This is a genomic window from Romboutsia hominis (assembly GCF_900002575.1).
GTDB lineage: Bacteria > Bacillota > Clostridia > Peptostreptococcales > Peptostreptococcaceae > Romboutsia_C > Romboutsia_C hominis.
The window spans coordinates 204,745-224,910 of the sequence record NZ_LN650648.1; the positions used below are offsets into that span (position 1 = coordinate 204,745).

Here is a 20,166-nt window from a genome sequence, read left to right on the forward strand (position 1 = left end):
AGACAATATGAATAACTTAATAAAAATTCAACAAAAACTAATTCCACAAGTTATAGAGCTAATGGAGAAAAGATACTCTATTTTAAGACAGATATCCTTGAGTGAACCAATAGGTAGGAGAACCTTATCAAATGTTTTAGGAATTAGTGAGAGGGTCGTAAGATCAGAAACTGAGTTTCTAAAAGAACAAGGTCTTATAGAGGTAGCAGTATCTGGAATGACCATGACTCAAGAAGGTATGGATCTTTTAGAGGAGCTTAAAGATATCATGAACGATATCATGGGATTATCAACGCTACAAGAAAAGGTAAGAGAAAAGCTTGGAATAAAGAAAGTTTTACTAGTGCCTGGTAGCTATGATCAAAATCCTAGCTTAATAAAAGATATAGCAAAACTAGGATCAGAGTATTTCTTAAGTATCTTAAAAGATGGAGATGTAGTTTCTATAACAGGTGGAAGTACTATGTTAGAGTTTTCAAATGCTATAAAGACTGACAAAAAATACGAAAATACAACTGTAGTACCTGCAAGAGGTAGTATGGGAAAAGATGTAGTAAGTCAATCTAACAACATAGTAGCGACAACAAGTAAGAAATTAGGAGCAAACTACAAATTATTACATATACCTGATGAACTAGGTACGGAGGCTATGAAAACACTTACACAAGAGCCTCAAATAAAAAAGACTTTAGATATGATTGAAAAAACTGATGTATTAGTGTTTGGAATAGGAATTGCACTGGAGATGGCCAAAAAAAGAAGGCTTCCAGAAGAAAGAATACAAGAACTTATTGATAAAGATGCAATAGGGGAAGCATTTGGACATTATTTCAATAAAGATGGTGAAATAGTATGCAAGCTAAATACTGTAGGGATACATCTAGATACTTTCAAAAAAACTAAAGAGAACATAGCTATATTTGCTGGAACTCAAAAAGCAGAATCTTTTATAGCTATGACAAATATCAATAAAAACATATCACTAGTAACAGATGAAGAAAGTGCAAATAAAATATTAGAGTTATTACAATAGTTTATAACTAGCATTGCTAGTAAAAATATATTTTATACACAATTTAGGAGGTAGCATTATGGTTAAAGTTGCTATAAACGGATTTGGTAGAATAGGAAGATTAGCTTTAAGAAAATTAATGGAGCAAACAGATAAGTTTGAAGTTGTTGCTATAAACGACTTAACAGATGCTAAAACATTAGCTCACTTATTCAAGTATGACTCTGCACAAGGAAGATTCAATGGTGAAATAGAAGTTAAAGAAGGTGCTTTCGTAGTTAATGGACATGAAATAAAAGTTACTGCTGAAAGAAACCCAGCTGATTTACCATGGGCTGAACTTGGAGTTGATATAGTATTAGAATGTACTGGATTCTTTACTTCTCAAGAGAAGGCTGGACTTCATTTAGAAGCTGGAGCTAAAAAAGTTGTTATATCTGCACCAGCTACAGGAGACTTAAAAACTGTAGTATTCAATGTTAACCATGATGTATTAGATGGAACAGAGACTGTTATATCAGGGGCATCTTGTACAACTAACTGCTTAGCACCAATGGCTAAAGCATTAAATGATGCATTTGGATTACAAAAAGGATTCATGACTACAATACATGCATACACTAATGACCAAAATACATTAGATGGTCCTCACGCTAAGGGAGATTTAAGAAGAGCTAGAGCTGCTGCTGCAAGTATAGTTCCTAACACTACAGGTGCTGCAAAAGCTATAGGTTTAGTTATACCAGAATTAAAAGGTAAATTAGACGGAGGAGCTCAAAGAGTTCCAGTTATAACTGGTTCTTTAACTGAATTAGTTTGTACATTAGATAAAAATGTTACAGTAGAAGAAATAAACGCTACTATGAAAGCTGCTTCAAATGAATCATTTGGATATACTGAAGAGCCATTAGTATCTTCAGATATAATAGGAATAGACTTTGGTTCATTATTTGATGCAACTCAAACAAGAGTTATGGAAGTAGACGGACAACAATTAGTTAAAGTTACTTCTTGGTATGACAATGAAATGTCTTACACTGCTCAATTAATAAGAACATTAGGATACTTTGCTGGTTTAGCTAAGTAATTTAATATAGAGTCCAGGCTTGTAGTTTAAACTACAGGCTTAGGACTTTTTTAAAAGAGACTTACAACAAATAACAACTAAAAATAAGGTATGCTAAATTCGGTGTTATGGAAAGATTATTCATTTTAACAATGGGTTAGCTCGATTTAAAAGGAGAGAGATAAATATGTCAATGCTTAATAAAAAGACTATAGAAGATATAAATGTATGTGGAAAAAAAGTTTTAGTAAGATGTGATTTCAATGTGCCTCTAAAAGATGGCGTTATAACAGATGAAAACAGATTAAACGGAGCTTTACCAACAATAAAATACTTAATAGAAAATGGAGCAAAAGTTATATTATGTTCTCACTTAGGAAAACCAAAAGGAGAAGCTAAGCCAGAATTATCTTTAGCACCAGTAGCTACTAGACTATCAGAAATGTTAGGTAAAGAAGTTGTATTTGCAGCTGATGATAACGTTGTAGGAGAAAATGCAAAAGCTGCTGTAGAAAAGATGGAAAATGGTGATGTAGTATTACTACAAAACACTAGATATAGAAAAGAAGAAACTAAAAACGAAGAAAATTTCTCAAAAGAATTAGCATCACTTGCTGAAATATTTGTAAACGATGCATTCGGAACTGCTCATAGAGCACACTGTTCAACAGTAGGAGCTGGTGAGTTCTTAGAAGAAAGAGCTTGCGGATACTTAATCCAAAAGGAATTAAAGTTCTTAGGAGAAGCTGTTGAAACACCAGTAAGACCTTTTACTGCTATACTTGGAGGAGCTAAGGTATCTGATAAGATAGCTGTTATAGAACAATTATTAGAAAAAGTAGACAACCTAATAATAGGTGGAGGAATGGCTTATACATTCTTAAAAGCACAAGGATATGAAATAGGAACTTCTCTAGTAGAAGAAGAAAAAGTAGACTATGCTAGAGAAATGATGAAAAAAGCAGAAGAAAAAGGCGTTAAGTTATTATTACCAATAGACAACGCTGTTGCTGATAAATTTGCTGATGTTAAACCAGTTATAACTGAAGATGCAAATATACCAGAAGGATTCATGGGACTAGATATAGGACCTAAAACAATAGAGTTATATGTAAATACAGTTAAAAACTCTAAAACAATAGTATGGAATGGACCAATGGGAGTATTCGAGTTCGAAAACTTCAATAAAGGTACATTAGCTGTTGCTAAAGCTATGGCAGATTTAACTGATGCTACTACTGTAATAGGTGGTGGAGATAGTGCTGCTGCAGTTAACCAATTAGGATTTGGAGATAAGATGACTCACGTATCAACAGGTGGAGGAGCTTCTTTAGAATTCTTAGAAGGTAAAGAATTACCAGGTATAGTAGCTTTAGATAACAAATAAATTTGAAAATTATCGTAAGACATTTATTTGTCAAACATTTATATATATGACCACAGTTTAGTTTTACCTTAATAGGTAGAGCTGCCTTAATAAATATTTATTAAATCTAGGGAAATCTTAAATAAGGTTTCTCTTGGGTTTAATCAAAAGTGGAGGAGTAAAAAATGAGAAAGCCTATAATAGCAGGAAACTGGAAAATGCACAAAACTATAGCAGAAGGTATAGCTTTTGTGAATGAAGTTAAAGATAAAGTAAACAATGATAAAGTAGAAGCTGTAATATGTGCACCTTTCACTTTATTAAAAGACTTAAAGGAAGCAACTAAAGGAACTAACATAAAGATAGGTGCTCAAAATATGCACTTTGAAGAAAAAGGGGCATTCACTGGAGAAGTATCACCACTTATGTTAAAAGAATTAGATATAGACTATGTTGTAATAGGACACTCAGAAAGAAGACAATACTTCAACGAAACTAATGAAACAGTAAATAAAAAAGTTTTAAAAGCTTTAGAAGTTTCAATAGATCCAATATTATGTGTTGGTGAAACTTTAGAAGAAAGAGAAGCCGGAGAAACTAAAGCAGTTTGTAAAGTTCAAGTTGAAAAAGCTTTAGAAAACGTGGCTAAAGAAGATTTAGCTAAGGTTGTTATAGCATATGAGCCAATATGGGCTATAGGAACTGGAAAGACTGCAACTAGTGAAGATGCTAATGATGTAATAAAATACATAAGAGAAGTTGTAAAAGATATATACGGAGACCTAGCTAACGAAGTTAGAATTCAATACGGTGGAAGTGTTAAGCCTGCTAACGTAGCTGAAATAATGGGTCAAAGTGATATAGATGGAGCATTAGTTGGTGGAGCTAGCTTAGAAGCAAGTGACTACACTCAACTTGTTAACTACTAAGGAGAGGAAACTATGAAAAAGCCTATAGCATTAATAATAATGGATGGTTTTGGAGAAAGCAAAATAGTAGACGGAAACGCTGTACTAAATGCAAATACTCCTAATCTAGACAACTTAATAAAAGAATATCCGCACACTTTAATAAGTGCTAGTGGACTTGATGTAGGTCTTCCAAATGGACAAATGGGTAACTCAGAAGTAGGACACACTAACATTGGGGCAGGAAGAATAGTATATCAAGACTTAACTAGAGTTAGTAAGGCAATAGAAGATGGAGATTTATTCAAAAACGAAGTCTTACTAGAAACTATGAAAAATGCTAAGACTAGCGCACTTCATTTAATGGGATTAGTATCTGATGGTGGAGTACATTCACATATAGACCATTTAAAAGGCATTTTAAAGATGGCCAAAGAAAATGGTGTTGAAAATGTATATGTACATGCATTCACAGATGGTAGAGATACAGATCCTAAAAGCGCATTAAAATATATACAAGATGTAGAAGACTACATGAAAGAACTTGGAGTAGGTAAATTTGCTTCAGTTTCTGGAAGATACTATGCTATGGACAGAGATAAGAGATGGGATAGAATTAAGCTTGCATATGATGCAATGGTTAATGGAAAAGGATTAACTGCATCTAGTGCAAAAGAAGCTGTAGAAAACTCTTATGCAGAAGATAAGAATGATGAATTCGTTCTTCCAACAGTTATAGTAGAAAATGGACACCCAGTAGGTCTTATAAAAGAAGGGGATTCAATAGTATTTGGTAACTTTAGACCAGATAGAGCTAGGGAGATAACTAGAGCAATAGTAGATACAGATTTTACAGGATTTGAGAGACCAAACATGAAAACATACTTTACATGTTTAACTACATATGACATAACTATAAAAAATGTACATGTAGCATTTAAACCTCAAAGCCTTGAAAATACATTAGGGGAATATTTAGCGAAAAACGGTAAAAAGCAATTAAGAACAGCAGAAACTGAAAAATACGCTCACGTTACATTCTTCTTCAATGGTGGAGTTGAAGAACCTAATGAAGGTGAAGATAGAGAACTAGTACCATCGCCAAAGGTTGCAACTTATGATTTACAACCAGAGATGAGTGCTTATGAAGTAACAGATAAGTTACTTGCTAAAATAGATGAAGACAAATACGACTTTATAGTTGTAAATTTCGCAAATCCTGATATGGTAGGACATACAGGTGTAATAAAAGCAGCAATAAAAGCTGTTGAAACTGTAGATGAATGTGTAGGAAAGGTAGTAGAAAAGATACTTTCTAAAGGTGGAGAGGCTATAATAACTGCTGACCATGGTAATGTAGAACTTATGCAAGACCCAGAAACTAAATCTACTATAACAGCACACTCTACAAATCCAGTACCATTTATATTAGTAGGAGAAAAAGATAAATCATTAAGCCTAAGAGAAGGCGGAAGATTATGTGATATAGCACCTACAATATTAGAAATGATGAATTTAGATAAACCAGAACAAATGACTGGTGAATCTTTAATAATAAAATAAATTTTAAAATTAAAACTATAAAATAATAAAATATAAAACCCCATCAAAGAATTTTTTTATTAAATATAAGATATTATATTCTTAAAAATAGGTATAATATTAAGTAGTTTACTTAATTTTTAAAATTTAGACATTAAAAGTAGCAAATAAACCATTTAAAATCGAAGGGAGATACAAACATGTCAGTTATAGAATTAGTATATGCTAGAGAAGTATTAGACTCAAGAGGAAATCCAACTGTAGAGGTTGAAGTAGCTTTAGAAAGTGGAGCTCAAGGTAGAGCAATAGTTCCATCAGGAGCATCAACAGGAGCTTTTGAAGCTGTTGAGTTAAGAGATGGCGACAAGTCAAGATACTTAGGAAAAGGTACTGAAAAAGCTGTTGCTAATGTAAATGAAATAATAGCTCCTGAATTAGAAGGAATGGATGCATTTGACCAACCAGGAATAGATGCATTAATGATAGAATTAGATGGAACTCCAAACAAAGGTAAGTTAGGAGCTAACGCAATATTAGGTGTTTCTATGGCTGTAGCTAGAGCTGCTGCTGATGAAGTAGGATTACCATTATTCCAATACATAGGTGGAGTAAATGCTAAGCAATTACCAGTGCCAATGATGAACATATTAAATGGTGGAGAACATGCTGATAATAACGTTGACGTACAAGAGTTCATGATATTACCAGTTGGAGCTAAAACATTTAAAGAAGGATTAAGAATGGGTGCAGAAGTATTCCATTCATTAAAGAAAGTTTTAGGAGAAAGAGGATTAGCTTGTGGTGTAGGTGACGAAGGTGGATTCGCTCCAAACTTAGGATCAAACAGAGAAGCTTTAGAATTAATAGTTGAAGCTATAGAAAAAGCTGGATACAAGCCAGGAGATGACGTAAGATTAGGTCTTGACGTTGCTGCTACAGAAATGTACAACAAAGAAACTAAAAAATATGTTTTAGCTGGAGAAGGTAGAGAATTAACTGCTGAAGAAATGGTTAATTTATATGAAGATTGGGCTAACAACTTCCCAATAATAACTATAGAAGATGGATTAGATGAAGAAGATTGGGATGGATGGAAGTTATTAACTGATAGATTAGGAAACAAATTACAATTAGTTGGAGACGATTTATTCGTAACTAATACTGAAAGATTAGAAAGAGGAATAGAAGCTGGTGTAGCTAACTCTATATTAGTTAAAGTTAACCAAATAGGAACAATAACTGAAACTTTAGATGCTATAGAAATGGCTAAGAGAGCTGGATACACTGCAGTTATATCTCATAGATCAGGAGAAACTGAAGATACTACTATAGCTGACTTAGCAGTAGCAGTAAATGCTGGGCAAATAAAAACTGGTGCTCCATCAAGAACTGATAGAGTAGCTAAATACAACCAATTATTAAGAATAGAAGAAACAGTTGGTGAGCAAGCTAGATACTGTGGATTAAAATCTTTCTACAACTTAAAAAAATAATTAAATAAAAGTAATATAAAAGGGGTTTAGATTATCTAAGCCCCTTTTTTACATATAATAAAATTTATTAATATTTTATGGATTGCAACATAGTGTTACAAAAGAAAAGATACAATATAAAACAATTACAGAAAACATCAAACTATACTGTATACCTTGAATACACTAGGGTTATATGATATATTAAAGTGTAAGACAAACCTACAATTAATGAAGGAAAGGAGGGAATATAGATGGATTTAGGTATGATATTAATGGGAGTACAAGTAGTACTATCTATAATTCTTGTAGTAAGCATAATGCCACAAGATACAAAAAGTGCAGTTCCTTCACAATTTGGTGGAGAAGGTAACCAAAGTTACTTCAAGCCGAAAGGAAAAGAAGCATTCTTAGCAAGAACAACTAAGGTAGCAGGGGTACTATTCTTTATAAATGCAATAGCAATGCTTTTAGTAAAATAATATTAAATAATTGGCCATTATTTAATAAAAATTAAGATTTAAAAATTAAATTTAATTTTTAAAGAGGCAGCTACAACTAGTAGTTGTCTTTAATTTTTTTCATCAATTTCTTCTATATAAATATCAGCCCAAGTAACACGATTACAAAAAGGACACTTTAATCTAGATTGAAGAACAGAATTTATAGCAAACATCTGATGAAACTTAATATAAAACTTATGACTACAATTTTTACATACATAAGGAATATGCTTAATTTTATTATAAACAGACACAAAAAGCATAGTAATTGAAACGATGGTAATAACTAAAAAACAAAAATTTTGATTAGGAAACTCATAAAACTCAAAAATTAATCCAATTATAAAAAAAAGGACAGACCAAATAATGATAGGTTTGAAAGTAAGACGATTATAAAAAGAAAATTTATCCCAAAACTTACTCATAAAAACACTCCCTATAAACTAATTAACTAAATAGTAGCACTTGCAAATCAAGAAATCTACCTAATAACCCATAGTTATCTAAAAAAAATAAAGTAAAATAAAACAATTTATGATATCAAAACAAAAAGTATAACCTTAAAGTACTAATATCTAAGAATATATTGAAATTTACTAGTTGAAAGTGTTGAAAAATACAAGAATTTTATACACTCTTATCTTGAATTTAACAAGGATTTTTTAGGTTACATAAAGAAATAAATGATTAAAGATGTTACAAAACAATGGAAACAAGGAGGTATAACTATGGCTGTGTTTAAGATGAAGCAAGATGATGAATGGAAAAGAAACTATATATTAGAATTCAATGATATGAGAGATAATTATGAGTACAAACTACAATTAAAAGACGTAGAAATAGAAAGATTAAAATCAGAGATCTTAAGATTAAGAGACAGTAAAAATACTCTAAAACCAAGAGATAAACAAATTTCAGATAGAGATATACAACTTATAAAAGACTTAAGAGTTTGTAAGCTAAGCTATAGTGAAATATCAAAGAGAACAAAATGGAGTAAAGCAACAGTAAGTAGAGTATTAAATGGACTTTATGATTAATAAAAAAAATATAAATTATATAATATAAAGCTCATGCGTTATAAAAATATATAAACATGAGCTTTTTAATATGAAAATACCTATAATTACATGAATAAATATATAAACTCATATAAAAATAAAATATAAATTACAAAATATGGCTATTGTATTGGAATAAATTGCTTTTTTATATACAATAGACTAATAAGAATAGTTTTCTTTAACATAAAATTTTTTATAAGTATTATATTTACTAAAAAAGTATATATTTTAAATATAAGTAGTAAAAAATAAATAAAATTATAATACTAATAAAGTATGTAAATACACAAACTAAGTAATAACAAATTTAAAAATAAATTTAGGAGGAAGCACAAATGTTACCAGGACTTAAAGAACGTTTATTAGGCTTAATAAATGACAAAGCATACAATCCTCTAAAAAAAGAAGAATTAGCATTAATATTTGAAATACACCCAACTGAAATGCCAATGTTTTATAATTTTTTAGAAGAATTAGAAGAAGACGGATATATATGTAAAACTAAAAAGGGAAAAATAACATCTCCAAAATCAATGGGATACTTTGTAGGAAAATTCGTAGCTCATAGAAAAGGATTTGGATTTGTAGAATCTGATGAAGAATACACTCAAGACTTATTCATACCAGCAAGTGAAACAAATAGTGCTATGCATAACGATAGAGTAGTAGCTGAAATAATAAAACCAGCAACAGATGAAAGAAGAGCAGAAGGTGCTGTAATAAAAATACTTGAAAGAGAAATAACAAAAGTAGTAGGATTATTCCAGCCAAGTAAAAGCTTTGGATTTGTAATCCCAGATGAAAAGAAATTTAACCAAGATATATATATACCTAAAAAATACTTTAGTGGTGCAAAGGCTGGAGATAAAGTAGTTTGTCAAATAACTATATGGCCACAAGAAGGAAGAAAGCCAGAAGGTAAGATAGTAGAAGTATTAGGACCAAAAGGAACTAAAGAAGTAGAAATACTATCAATAATAAGAGCACATGGATTACCAGAGGAATTCCCTAAAAAAGTATTACAAGAAGCTGAAAGTGTAGCACAGCCAATAACACAAGAAGAAATAAGAAGAAGATTAGATATAAGAGATATGAACATATTCACAATAGATGGTGAAGACGCAAAAGACTTAGACGACGCTATATCTATAGAAGTACTTCCAAATGGAAACTTTAGCCTAGGAGTACATATAGCAGACGTTACTCACTATGTACATGAAAAAAGCAAACTAGACAAAGAAGCATTAAAAAGAGCAACTTCAGTATACTTAGTGGATACAGTAATACCAATGCTACCTAAAACTCTTTCAAATGGAGTATGTAGTTTAAATCCAAATGAAGATAAGCTTACATTATCAGTATTTATGGAAATAGATAGAAAAGGTAATGTTAAAAAGTACGATATAAAAGAAACAATAATAAACTCAAAAGCTAGAATGACTTATACAGAAGTATCAGACATATTAGAAAAAGATGATGCAGAGTTAAAAGAAAAATTCGCTCACGTAGTAGAAGAATTTAAAAATGCTGAAATATTAGCTAAAATACTAATGAATAGAAGAAAGCAAAGGGGAGCAATAGACTTTGACTTCCCAGAAGCTAAAATAATATTAACACCAGAAGGAAAAGTAGCTGATATAAAACACTACGAAAGAAGAATATCAAACAAAATAATAGAAGAATTCATGCTTATAACAAATGAAACAGTAGCAGAGCATTACTTCTGGTTAAACATGCCATTTGTTTATAGAATACATGAAACTCCATCAGCAGATAAAATGCAAGACTTAAGTAGATTTATATCTACATTTGGGTATACTATAAAAGGAGACTTAGAAGAAGTACATCCAAAAGCATTACAATCAATAATAGAAAAAATAAAAGGAACAAGAGAAGAAGAAGCAATAAGTACAATAATGCTACGTTCACTAAAACAAGCTAGATATTCACCAGAATGTAGTGGACACTTTGGTCTAGCAGCACAGTACTACAGCCACTTTACTTCTCCAATAAGAAGATATCCAGACCTTCAAATACACAGAATAATGAAGGAACATATAAATAATAAAATAAACAACAAAAGACAAGAACAACTAGCTCATACAGTAGAATATGCATCAACTCAATCATCAGAAAGAGAAAGAGCAGCAGAACTTGCTGAAAGAGATGTAAAAGATTACTACAAAGCTGTATATATGGAAGACAAAGTAGGAGAAGAATACAATGGTATCGTATCAAGTGTAACATCATTTGGTATGTTCATAGAACTTCCAAATACAGTAGAGGGATTAAGTCGATTAGCAAATATGGGAGATGACTATTATATTTATGACGATATGACATATACTATAATAGGAGAAAGAACTAAAAAGACTTACAAAATAGGTGACCCAGTTAGAATAAAGGTTGCTAATGTAAATGTAGATTTAAGAGAAATAGACTTTGAAATACTATACAAATTAGAAGATGAAAATGAAATAGAATCTGAAGAATCTATTGAAGAATAGATAATATAATAGTCGAAATACTACCCTCCGTCGGAGATACCGACAGAGGGGGTGGTATTGACTATTTAATGCACTTATGGTATATTTTTACTAATAAATGTTAGTGAAGAATTTTTAAGTAAGAGGTGAGAGTATGGCAGGAACAAAAACACTTGCTACAAACAGAAAAGCAAGACATGAATATTTCATAGAAGAAACATATGAATGTGGAATAGAATTAAAAGGTACAGAAGTAAAATCTATAAGAGCAGGTAAGGTAAACTTAACTGATGGATTTGCATCTGTAGATAACAGTGAAGTATTTTTAAAACAAGTTCATATAAGCCCATACGAACAAGGAAATAGATTCAATGTAGACCCTCTTAGAGTTAGAAAATTATTACTTCACAAACATGAAATAAGAAAGCTTATAGGAGCAACTACTGTTAAGGGGTATTCATTAATACCTTTAAGTATGTACCTTAAACATGGTAAGGTTAAGATAGAATTAGCCCTAGCAAAAGGTAAAAAGCTATATGACAAACGTCAAGATTTAGCTAAAAAAGATGCTCAAAGAAATATAGAAAGAGAACTAAGAGGAAAATATTAATAGTGATTACAAATACTATTCAAAATTCCATTAGATAACATTGATTTTTATTTTAAAAAGTATTATATTAAATATATCAACAACACAACTTAATATAAATGGTGAAAACAAGGTTTGTGAAAGTAAAGTCCAAGGACTATAAAATACCACGGGGGCGTAAAGGTTTCGACGTGGGTTTGGAACTTGGGGTTGCGTGTCGTGTTACTCTGGGTCACGTAAAAACTGGGGAACTTAAAATAAACGCAAACGATAATTACGCTTTAGCAGCATAGTGCTGCTAGTCCCGCCTCGCCCTCCTGCCGGCTAGGCCTGGACTTCATCTATGCAGGGAACTACTCTCGGGGTGTCTCGACCGAAAGTGGACTAATTGGGACTGGTCAAGCATATAGCCTGCCACTGGGCGATATGTGAGACGAGATTCGAGTACAGTTGGCTACACACGTAGAAGCAACGAGGAAAGGACTTGCGGACAGGGGTTCGACTCCCCTCGTCTCCACCATTGAAATACACGAAAAACATATTGATATAATAGTCAATATGTTTTTTTATAATTCAAAAAAGTATCTATGATGAATTTAAAATACGTCAAATTCTTTATAAAAACTGATAAAGTATTAAAATAGTTCAAAAATTCATGAGATAGATTGGTTTAAAATCAGTTATTGTAAGTGAATTTAAGTATCATACTAAAATAGTAGGTTATTCATTTTAGAAACCAATGGCTACAGATTTAAGTATAAAAATTTTAGATAAGCCTGTCGGTACAATTGACAGGCGAGGTCTTGATATTTCAATTAGACTTAATTATGCATTTTAGTAAAGAGGCACTAATGTAAATTAAAATGGTTTACTAAGAGAATTTTATTATAAAAAAGTTAACTTTGCCATAATAACTCAATATGATATTGATGTAATTGTAAGTATAATAAATAATAGACATCGCAGTGTCTTGGATATAAAACCTTGCCGAGGTCTTTGATACAACATAAATATAAACTGTTGTACTTGCATTGAAAATTATAATTTAAAAGTTTATGATATTTTTTTAGTTTCAATTACATTATTATCTTTATTCATTTTTACTATCGAACTAGTAGAATATAATAATCCTGCATAAGCTATTACAGCATAGATTATTGTAGATATCCATGCATTTGTAAAGCCAGACTTATCAACTATAAATCCAAATACTGTAGAACCTGAACCAAATCCAACCGCAAAGAATATTTGTACAATACCTAATATAGTACCAAATTCTTTGTTACCAAATAGAGCACTAGTCATATAAGATGGTCCTATTATATATGAAAACATAGATATGCCTAGACAAACTGCAAATACAAATCCAAGTGCATTTATCTTACCAATAAATATTAAAGATAAACCACAAATTATAACTAATAATTCTGCTAGTATAAGAGATTTTGTTATACCAAATTTATCAAACAGAACGCCACCACAAAGGTTTCCAAATATTGAAAACAGTCCAAATAGAGAGGCAACTAATGCTGATCCTAAAGTTAATACTTTAGCTTGTTCTAATATTTGTAAGTATGGTATAAATTGTAATGCCATTCCACCAACATATAATCCTACAAATACAAATGATATTGCGAAAATCCAGAAGTATTTTATTTTGCTAACTTCTGCAAAAGTATATCCCCAGTTAGGGCTTTGTGAAGAAGTTTTTTTAGATTTCTTTGATTTATTCATTTCTAATTCAGATTTTGACTTTGGTAATCTCATTACAAATAATGCTATTGGTAATGCTACTATTATAGCTAATAATCCGAATCTTAAATAAGCACCTTTATAGCCAATTGCTGGATTAGATAGCCATTTACCTGCAAATTGTTGAAGAATCATATTGCCAAGTCCTCCACCAGAGAATGCAAGACCCATTGCAATACCCTTATTTTCTGTAAACCAACTATTTATAAGTGTAGGAACTCCTATAGCTGATATTATAGCTGAACCTATTTGAACTAATATAGATAGCGCATAATAAGCGAATATATTTCCTTCAGCTAAAGACATAGATGCAAATCCAACACCTACTAAAATAATACCTATTACATATAGCAATTTTATATTTGCTTTAGGAGTGGAATATAATTTTCCGATAAAAGGAGAGCATAATGCAGATACTATAGTACCAATTGTGAATATTAGTGAAAATTGAGTATAAGTAAAGCCCTCTCCTGAAGTTACATAACTTGTAAATGCAGGTTGAATATTAGCTGCTAATGAGTATGGAACTGCTTGGATAAGCATACAACCTACAACTATTAACCAGCCATAAAAAAATGTGCTTTTTTGTTTTGTTTGTTCCATGATGAATACCTTCTTTACTTTTATATTTAGAAAAGTTTAATAAGCTTATTAAACTTTTTATCTAATCTGTTGCAATAGTTATTTAACTTTCACAACAGGTTAGATTATACTTATAATAATATTCCAATTAAAATTATTGCAGAAACAATTTGTAATAACCCTATAAATAATCCATACAGAGATACTGATTTTCCTTGTTTAATTAAATCCTTTACATTAACCCTTAATCCGATAGCAGCTAAAGCAATTATTTCAAATTTATTGCTTATTTCTTTGCAAAGAATTGAAACATCATTGCTTATTATATTTAAAGAGAATAAGGCACAAGTTATAAAGAAGCCTATTACATACCATGGAACCTTTATTTTTCCTTTTTCCATATCTTGTACTTCTTCTTCTATAATTTCTTTATTTGATTTATGTTTTAAATGACCTAATACGAAAACAACAACAACTAAAAATATTATACGTACAATTTTAAATATTGTAGATAAATCTTTTACATGTTCATTTACCATTGCTCCACTAGCGACAACTTGTCCTACAGATTGTAATATACCTCCGACCATGGCAGATGTTTGAGTAATCTCATTATTATATAAGAATTGAGATATCATAGGTAATAAGAACATGAGGACTATACCAGTTACGTTAACAATAGTTATCGATATTCCTTTTTCCTTATCATCAGCTCCAATTACAGGTGATGTTGCTGCTATTGCAGAAGATCCACATACTGCATTACCACTTGCCATCATATATCTGAAATTGTCTGAAAAACCTAATTTTTTCCCAATATATAAAGCTCCTATTATTGTAATTGCCATTTGTAATACTATAAATATTACTCCAGAAAATCCAATTTCATATATAGTAGATATACTTAATGTTGCACCTAATAACACTATTGAGTATGACAACAAATCAGTTTCTGAAAACTTATATCCCTTTTGAAATATATTATGATTTAAAAATACATTACCTACAAACATACCTAAGAATATAGCAATAGATGCTGCTCCAAGCTTTGGAACAAATTTTGCAATAAGTATACTTAAATATGCTACTAATATAGAAACTATAAATCCAGGTAATATACCTTTTATATTTTTTATAAAATTATTATTTAATTTTTTCATTATAGTACTCCTTTTATTATGATATAAATTTAATTTTAAATTCATATTTACAATTTGTTAAATATGTTTTTTTTATAATAAATATAAGTATTTACCTATATATCACATATAAGTATTTAGTTATATGTGATATAAAATTTACGTATTTAACAAATTAAATAAAAATATTTATAATAAAGTTATGAAATTTAGCAAAGAAAAGGAAAGTGAGAGGATTATGAAAAACGAACAAAATAATAAGAGAAGATACTTAATAGTATTTATTTGTATGTTAATTCAAGCAATACCATATTGCATATCTCAAAATTTACAAAGTCAGATGCAAACACCAGTATCTCAATCAGGTGTAGTATCTGAGGTAGGATTTACATTACTATATTTATCAGGAACAATTCCGGCATTATTCAATCCAATAATAGCTAAAGTATATGATAAATTCAAAATTAAATATATATATGTAGCAGGTTTAATAATATCAGGTATAGCATTCGCATCATATGGAATGGCTCAAAATGCAATAATGTTTAATGGAAGTGCATTTTTTACACAAGTAGGAACAATATTATTTACAGGTTTATCATTACCAATAATGATGAGTCATTGGTTCCCAGGCGAAGGTAAAGGGACAGCATTAGGAATAGCATTAGCAGGTGGATCATTAGGTAATGTATTTTTACAACCAATAACTGTTAAGTTATTAGCTAACGTTGGATGGAGAGGAACATATATGGCATTAGGGGCAGCTATGATAATAATAGGTGTGCCACTAGCATTATTATTCATAAGATATCCAAGACAAGAAGAAGTCGTAATAGAAACATCATCTAATAAGTCAAATGCGAAACCAGCAAGAGCAAAATTTGATGGTTTATCAGACAAAGAAAATGATAAAAATCCAATATTCTGGACTTTCTGTGTAGGGTGTGCATTAATATGTTTTGCAGTTGTTGCAGTATCGACACAAGCAATACCAGTATTAGGACGAAAAGGATTTGAAGCAGGGAAATTAGGAATCGCAGGATCAATATTTGGAGTATCATGTTTAATAGGTAACGTAGTAGGTGGTAAATTATTCGATAAACTAGGATCATTTATTCCGATGGTTTTATCAGGAATATCTACAGTAATAGCATTATTAATAATGGCATTTATGCCAGATGGAAGTGCAATAGGATTTTTAGTACCTATATGTTCAGGATTAACTGTATATACAATAACATCAGCGCCAGCATTTATGCCAGCAGATGTATTTGGACAAAAAGATGGAACAATGAAATTAGCAAAAGTAGGTATGTTCTATGCATTAGGTAGTTCAATATCAGCATTATTATTCACAACTATATCAAACAAGTTAGGATTAACTGGCTCATGTATGTTATTTATAGTTGTTGGTGTAGTAGGATTTGGATTAAATTTATTTGCTCAGATAAAATCAAAAAAAATGTTCGCACAAAACTAATGATTGATAAACCTATAAAATATAGATTATTAATAATTTAAAATTTTATAGATGGTCTAAAATAGCTTATTTGATTAATATTAATTTGGGGATATTTTGAATACTTAATGCAATAATAGCAATTGCTATATCAGTATTAAGTATTCAATATGCAACATATTTTACAGGAAGAGTTTGGAATGAGTTCAATATTAGTTGGGACATTAGGTTCAGTATTTACTCTATTTTGTTTAATAGGAAATGTAACTGGAGGAGCTTTATTTGATAAAATAGTTACATTAAAAACAATGTCTATATCATTAGTACTTTCAATTGTAGCTGTAATAGGATTAATGATATTTACTACTTACATCAATAAAAAAGTCAAAGATTAAAATAAAAATTAGCATAAAGTATATATTTACTTTAAGAAATAAATTAAATATGGATTAGGAGTGAATAAAATGAGAAAAATATACTTCAATGGAGAAATTATAACAGTTAATGATAAAGAGCCTATAGTAGATGCTGTTTTAGTTGAAAATGGGAAAATAATAAAAACAGGATCAAAAGAAGAAATACTAAAATTAAAAAATGAAGATACAGAACTAGTAGATTTAGATGGTAAAACCATTTTACCAGGTTTCATAGATTCTCATAGTCATATTATTGCAGTAGCTCAGACTTTAATGATAGTAAATTTAAGTGATGCAAATTCTAAAGAAGAATTTATAGCAATATTAAAAGATTATGTTAAAAATAATCCACCTAAAAATGGAGAGTGGATAATAGGATTTGGTTATGATAACACAAGATATGAAAATGAAGAACATCCAACTAAATTTGATTTAGATTTGGTAACTAAAGATATACCTATATTTATAAGTCATGCGTCAGGTCATATTGCAACTACAAACTCAAAGGCGCTAGAAGCTTTTGGATATGTAGGAACAAACTATGAAGTACCAGAAGGTGGAGTTGTTAGAACTGTAGGAGAATCAAATGAGCCAAATGGAATATTAGAAGAAAATGCTTGTTTATCTCCTGAAAAGAGAAAGGTAATTCCTACACCATCTGTAGATACACTTTTAAGCTGTATAAAGAAAGCGCAACAAATATATTCATCTTATGGATTAACAACAGCTCAGGATGCAAGTATAGATGAAAATTTAAATCAACTTTTAAATTTAGCAGCTCAAAAAAATGAATTAATAATTGATATTGTTGGTCAAGCTGTTCAACATACAACATTAAAATTATTAAAGAATGAAGGAACACCAAAGAGAAAATACTATAATCATTATAAGTTACTAGGTGGAAAAACTTGGCTTGATGGCTCACCACAAGGAAAAACAGCTTGGTTAACTAAGCCGTATTATGAAGTTCCAGAAGGGGAATCTAAAGATTACTGTGGGTATGCAACTCAAGAAGATAAAGACGTAATAGAATATTTTAAATCTTTAATTGAGAATAATATACAGGTAAATGTTCATTGTAATGGTGATGCGGCATCAGATCAATTTATAAGATGTTATAAAAAAGCTTTAGAAATGACAGATAATAAAACTGATTTAAGACCAGTAATGGTACATGCTCAAACAGTTAGAGAAGATCAATTAGATGATATGAAGGAACTTGGTATAATACCTACATTCTTTTTAGATCATATATGGTTCTGGGGAGATTATCATTATGAATCAGTATTTGGACCAGAAAGAGCTAATAGACTTAGTCCAGCAAAATCTGCATTAAGAAGAAATATAAACTTTACATTACATCAAGATTCGCCAGTAAAGATGCCAAATCAAATACTAGCAATGCATAATGCGGTTAATAGACAAACTCAAAGCGGTAGGATATTAGGAGCTGATCAAAGATTATCTACTATGGAAGCAATAAAAGCTTTAACAATAAATGCAGCATATCAGTATTTTGAAGAAGATGAAAAAGGATCTATAGAAGAAGGTAAAGTTGCAGATTTTGTAATACTTGATAGAAATCCTTTAGATGTAAATTTATCTGAGATTAAAGAAATAAAAGTATTAGAGACAATAAAAGAAGGTAATACAATATATAAAAAATAGTAAAATTAAGAAAGAGGTGAAACTTTATTTTCACCTCTTTTTGCTAGATATAGTAATATAGATATGAGGAGGATATACTTATGAATATTAGAAAATTAGAGATTTTTTATAAAACAGCTAAGTGTTTAAATATGAGTCAAGTAGCAAAGGATATGTATATTAGTCAACCATCAATAAGTCAATGTATATCTGAAATTGAGTCAGAAATTGGTACAAAATTGTTTGATAGAATAGGTAAAAAACTGTACTTGACACATGAAGGTAAAATTTTTTATGAATATACAAGGAGAATATTAAATATTTATGAAGAAGGGATAAATGTAGTACGTTCATCTAAATCTAATAAAGGAAAATTAGTTATTGGTGCAAGTACAACTATAGGTACATATATAATGCCCTATATAATACATAAATTTAATAAAAAAGAAAAAGATATTGAAATATCTATGATTATAGATAATAAGCATAATATAGAAGAACTTATATTAAATAATAAAGTAGACATTGCATTTATAGAAGGCACAGTAAATTCAAAAGAAATAATATTAAAAGATATATGGACAGATGAGCTTGTATTTATAAGTTCAATAAATCATGAATGGAATGGAAAAAAATACTTAGACATAGAGGATTTAAAAAATAATAAATTTATTATAAGGGAAGATGGCAGTGGAACAAGACAACGATTTGAAGGTTTTTTAGAAAATAATGATATTAAATTTAATTCATATATAGAATTAAGTAATTTAGAGGCTATTTTAAATTATGTTAAATTAAATATAGGAGTAAGTTGTGTACCTTATATGTCTGTTTTATCTGAAGAAAATTCAAAATCAATAAATGTATATAGGATAAAAGATCATAAGATTAATAGATCTTTATATAGTGCTATACACAAAGATAAGTATATTTCTAAACCTATAGAATGTTTTATGAAATTTTGTGAAAAAACAGATATTTTAAATAATAAATAATCATATATGAAAAACTATAATTGACATATTAATTATTTTACTACAATTTATTACATAATAATCGTGGGTATTATTCTTGTGATTCGTCTCCACCATTGAAATCCACGAATACCTATATCCAAAAGGATATAGGTATTTTTATTTTAAGATAATAATATAACAAAAGAA

General features: G+C 30.0%; 17 protein-coding genes and 1 other RNA gene. 15 read left to right on the top strand and 3 right to left on the bottom strand.

Going from position 1 to position 20,166, the window contains the following annotated elements; all coding sequences use genetic code 11:
• The first annotated feature begins 7 nt into the window (after window positions 1-7).
• The 7 genes from FRIFI_RS00920 to secG all read left to right on the top strand — a co-directional run bounded on the left by FRIFI_RS00920 (window position 8) and on the right by secG (window position 7,848).
• On the top strand, window positions 8-1,033 hold the full coding sequence (locus FRIFI_RS00920; protein ID WP_166504733.1) for a sugar-binding transcriptional regulator: 1,026 nt from the start codon (window positions 8-10) through the stop codon (window positions 1,031-1,033).
• A gap of 58 nt (window positions 1,034-1,091) precedes the next feature.
• Entirely contained in the window at window positions 1,092-2,099 is a 1,008-nt protein-coding gene (gene gap / locus FRIFI_RS00925; protein ID WP_166504734.1) for a type I glyceraldehyde-3-phosphate dehydrogenase, read from the top strand.
• 166 nt (window positions 2,100-2,265) lie between these two features.
• Complete coding sequence (locus tag FRIFI_RS00930; protein WP_166504735.1) at window positions 2,266-3,465, top strand: phosphoglycerate kinase; 1,200 nt, start codon at window positions 2,266-2,268, stop codon at window positions 3,463-3,465.
• 164 nt (window positions 3,466-3,629) lie between these two features.
• On the top strand, window positions 3,630-4,373 hold the full coding sequence (gene tpiA, locus FRIFI_RS00935) for a triose-phosphate isomerase (RefSeq protein ID WP_166504736.1): 744 nt from the start codon (window positions 3,630-3,632) through the stop codon (window positions 4,371-4,373).
• A gap of 12 nt (window positions 4,374-4,385) precedes the next feature.
• Window positions 4,386-5,915 carry a 2,3-bisphosphoglycerate-independent phosphoglycerate mutase gene (gene gpmI / locus FRIFI_RS00940; protein WP_166504737.1) on the top strand — a complete coding sequence of 510 codons (1,530 nt, stop codon included), beginning with the start codon at window positions 4,386-4,388 and terminating at the stop codon, window positions 5,913-5,915.
• A 179-nt stretch (window positions 5,916-6,094) separates the two neighbouring features.
• Window positions 6,095-7,387: a phosphopyruvate hydratase gene (gene eno / locus FRIFI_RS00945; RefSeq protein WP_166504738.1), complete on the top strand. Its 1,293-nt coding sequence runs from the start codon at window positions 6,095-6,097 to the stop codon at window positions 7,385-7,387.
• Window positions 7,388-7,620: 233 nt separating this feature from the next.
• A complete protein-coding gene (gene secG, locus FRIFI_RS00950) occupies window positions 7,621-7,848 on the top strand; it encodes a preprotein translocase subunit SecG (protein ID WP_166504739.1) in 228 nt (75 codons plus the stop codon).
• 89 nt (window positions 7,849-7,937) lie between these two features.
• On the opposite strand, the gene FRIFI_RS00955 is transcribed toward secG, so the two are convergent.
• Entirely contained in the window at window positions 7,938-8,294 is a 357-nt protein-coding gene (locus FRIFI_RS00955) for a hypothetical protein (RefSeq protein ID WP_166504740.1), read from the bottom strand.
• Window positions 8,295-8,597: 303 nt separating this feature from the next.
• Here FRIFI_RS00955 and FRIFI_RS00960 point away from each other — a divergent pair, with 303 nt between their 5' ends.
• From FRIFI_RS00960 to ssrA, 4 genes are all read left to right on the top strand, one after another.
• Window positions 8,598-8,909 carry a helix-turn-helix domain-containing protein gene (locus tag FRIFI_RS00960; RefSeq protein ID WP_092922577.1) on the top strand — a complete coding sequence of 104 codons (312 nt, stop codon included), beginning with the start codon at window positions 8,598-8,600 and terminating at the stop codon, window positions 8,907-8,909.
• Window positions 8,910-9,268: 359 nt separating this feature from the next.
• Window positions 9,269-11,440: a ribonuclease R gene (gene rnr / locus FRIFI_RS00965; RefSeq protein ID WP_166504741.1), complete on the top strand. Its 2,172-nt coding sequence runs from the start codon at window positions 9,269-9,271 to the stop codon at window positions 11,438-11,440.
• A gap of 133 nt (window positions 11,441-11,573) precedes the next feature.
• On the top strand, window positions 11,574-12,029 hold the full coding sequence (smpB, locus tag FRIFI_RS00970; protein ID WP_092922583.1) for an SsrA-binding protein SmpB: 456 nt from the start codon (window positions 11,574-11,576) through the stop codon (window positions 12,027-12,029).
• A 150-nt stretch (window positions 12,030-12,179) separates the two neighbouring features.
• Window positions 12,180-12,528, top strand: a transfer-messenger RNA (tmRNA) gene (gene ssrA, locus FRIFI_RS00975).
• A 533-nt stretch (window positions 12,529-13,061) separates the two neighbouring features.
• Here the strand turns inward: ssrA and FRIFI_RS00980 are convergent.
• Both FRIFI_RS00980 and FRIFI_RS00985 read right to left on the bottom strand, forming a co-directional pair.
• Complete coding sequence (locus FRIFI_RS00980) at window positions 13,062-14,363, bottom strand: conjugated bile salt MFS transporter (RefSeq protein WP_166504742.1); 1,302 nt, start codon at window positions 14,361-14,363, stop codon at window positions 13,062-13,064.
• Window positions 14,364-14,473: 110 nt separating this feature from the next.
• A complete protein-coding gene (locus FRIFI_RS00985) occupies window positions 14,474-15,502 on the bottom strand; it encodes a YeiH family protein (protein WP_166504743.1) in 1,029 nt (342 codons plus the stop codon).
• A 217-nt stretch (window positions 15,503-15,719) separates the two neighbouring features.
• Here FRIFI_RS00985 and FRIFI_RS00990 point away from each other — a divergent pair, with 217 nt between their 5' ends.
• From FRIFI_RS00990 to FRIFI_RS01005, 4 genes are all read left to right on the top strand, one after another.
• A complete protein-coding gene (locus FRIFI_RS00990; RefSeq protein ID WP_166504744.1) occupies window positions 15,720-16,961 on the top strand; it encodes an MFS transporter in 1,242 nt (413 codons plus the stop codon).
• Window positions 16,962-17,110: 149 nt separating this feature from the next.
• Window positions 17,111-17,335: a hypothetical protein gene (locus FRIFI_RS00995; RefSeq protein WP_166504745.1), complete on the top strand. Its 225-nt coding sequence runs from the start codon at window positions 17,111-17,113 to the stop codon at window positions 17,333-17,335.
• A gap of 69 nt (window positions 17,336-17,404) precedes the next feature.
• On the top strand, window positions 17,405-19,024 hold the full coding sequence (locus FRIFI_RS01000; RefSeq protein WP_166504746.1) for an amidohydrolase: 1,620 nt from the start codon (window positions 17,405-17,407) through the stop codon (window positions 19,022-19,024).
• 80 nt (window positions 19,025-19,104) lie between these two features.
• Window positions 19,105-19,998, top strand: a complete 894-nt coding sequence (locus tag FRIFI_RS01005) for a LysR family transcriptional regulator (protein WP_166504747.1) — start codon at window positions 19,105-19,107, stop codon at window positions 19,996-19,998.
• Window positions 19,999-20,166: the final 168 nt, after the last annotated feature.

Bases quoted from the DNA above. Each gene is read 5' to 3' on its own strand.
- rnr (WP_166504741.1), top strand. From the start codon at position 9,269: ATGTTACCAGGACTTAAAGAACGTTTATTAGGCTTAATAAATGACAAA.
- tpiA (WP_166504736.1), top strand. From the start codon at position 3,630: ATGAGAAAGCCTATAATAGCAGGAAACTGGAAAATGCACAAAACTATA.
- FRIFI_RS00930 (WP_166504735.1), top strand. From the start codon at position 2,266: ATGTCAATGCTTAATAAAAAGACTATAGAAGATATAAATGTATGTGGA.
- FRIFI_RS00955 (WP_166504740.1), bottom strand. From the start codon at position 8,294: ATGAGTAAGTTTTGGGATAAATTTTCTTTTTATAATCGTCTTACTTTC.
- FRIFI_RS00920 (WP_166504733.1), top strand. From the start codon at position 8: ATGAATAACTTAATAAAAATTCAACAAAAACTAATTCCACAAGTTATA.
- FRIFI_RS00990 (WP_166504744.1), top strand. From the start codon at position 15,720: ATGAAAAACGAACAAAATAATAAGAGAAGATACTTAATAGTATTTATT.
- gpmI (WP_166504737.1), top strand. From the start codon at position 4,386: ATGAAAAAGCCTATAGCATTAATAATAATGGATGGTTTTGGAGAAAGC.
- FRIFI_RS00995 (WP_166504745.1), top strand. From the start codon at position 17,111: ATGCAACATATTTTACAGGAAGAGTTTGGAATGAGTTCAATATTAGTT.
- FRIFI_RS01000 (WP_166504746.1), top strand. From the start codon at position 17,405: ATGAGAAAAATATACTTCAATGGAGAAATTATAACAGTTAATGATAAA.
- gap (WP_166504734.1), top strand. From the start codon at position 1,092: ATGGTTAAAGTTGCTATAAACGGATTTGGTAGAATAGGAAGATTAGCT.
- FRIFI_RS00980 (WP_166504742.1), bottom strand. From the start codon at position 14,363: ATGGAACAAACAAAACAAAAAAGCACATTTTTTTATGGCTGGTTAATA.
- FRIFI_RS00960 (WP_092922577.1), top strand. From the start codon at position 8,598: ATGGCTGTGTTTAAGATGAAGCAAGATGATGAATGGAAAAGAAACTAT.
- FRIFI_RS01005 (WP_166504747.1), top strand. From the start codon at position 19,105: ATGAATATTAGAAAATTAGAGATTTTTTATAAAACAGCTAAGTGTTTA.
- FRIFI_RS00985 (WP_166504743.1), bottom strand. From the start codon at position 15,502: ATGAAAAAATTAAATAATAATTTTATAAAAAATATAAAAGGTATATTA.
- eno (WP_166504738.1), top strand. From the start codon at position 6,095: ATGTCAGTTATAGAATTAGTATATGCTAGAGAAGTATTAGACTCAAGA.
- secG (WP_166504739.1), top strand. From the start codon at position 7,621: ATGGATTTAGGTATGATATTAATGGGAGTACAAGTAGTACTATCTATA.
- smpB (WP_092922583.1), top strand. From the start codon at position 11,574: ATGGCAGGAACAAAAACACTTGCTACAAACAGAAAAGCAAGACATGAA.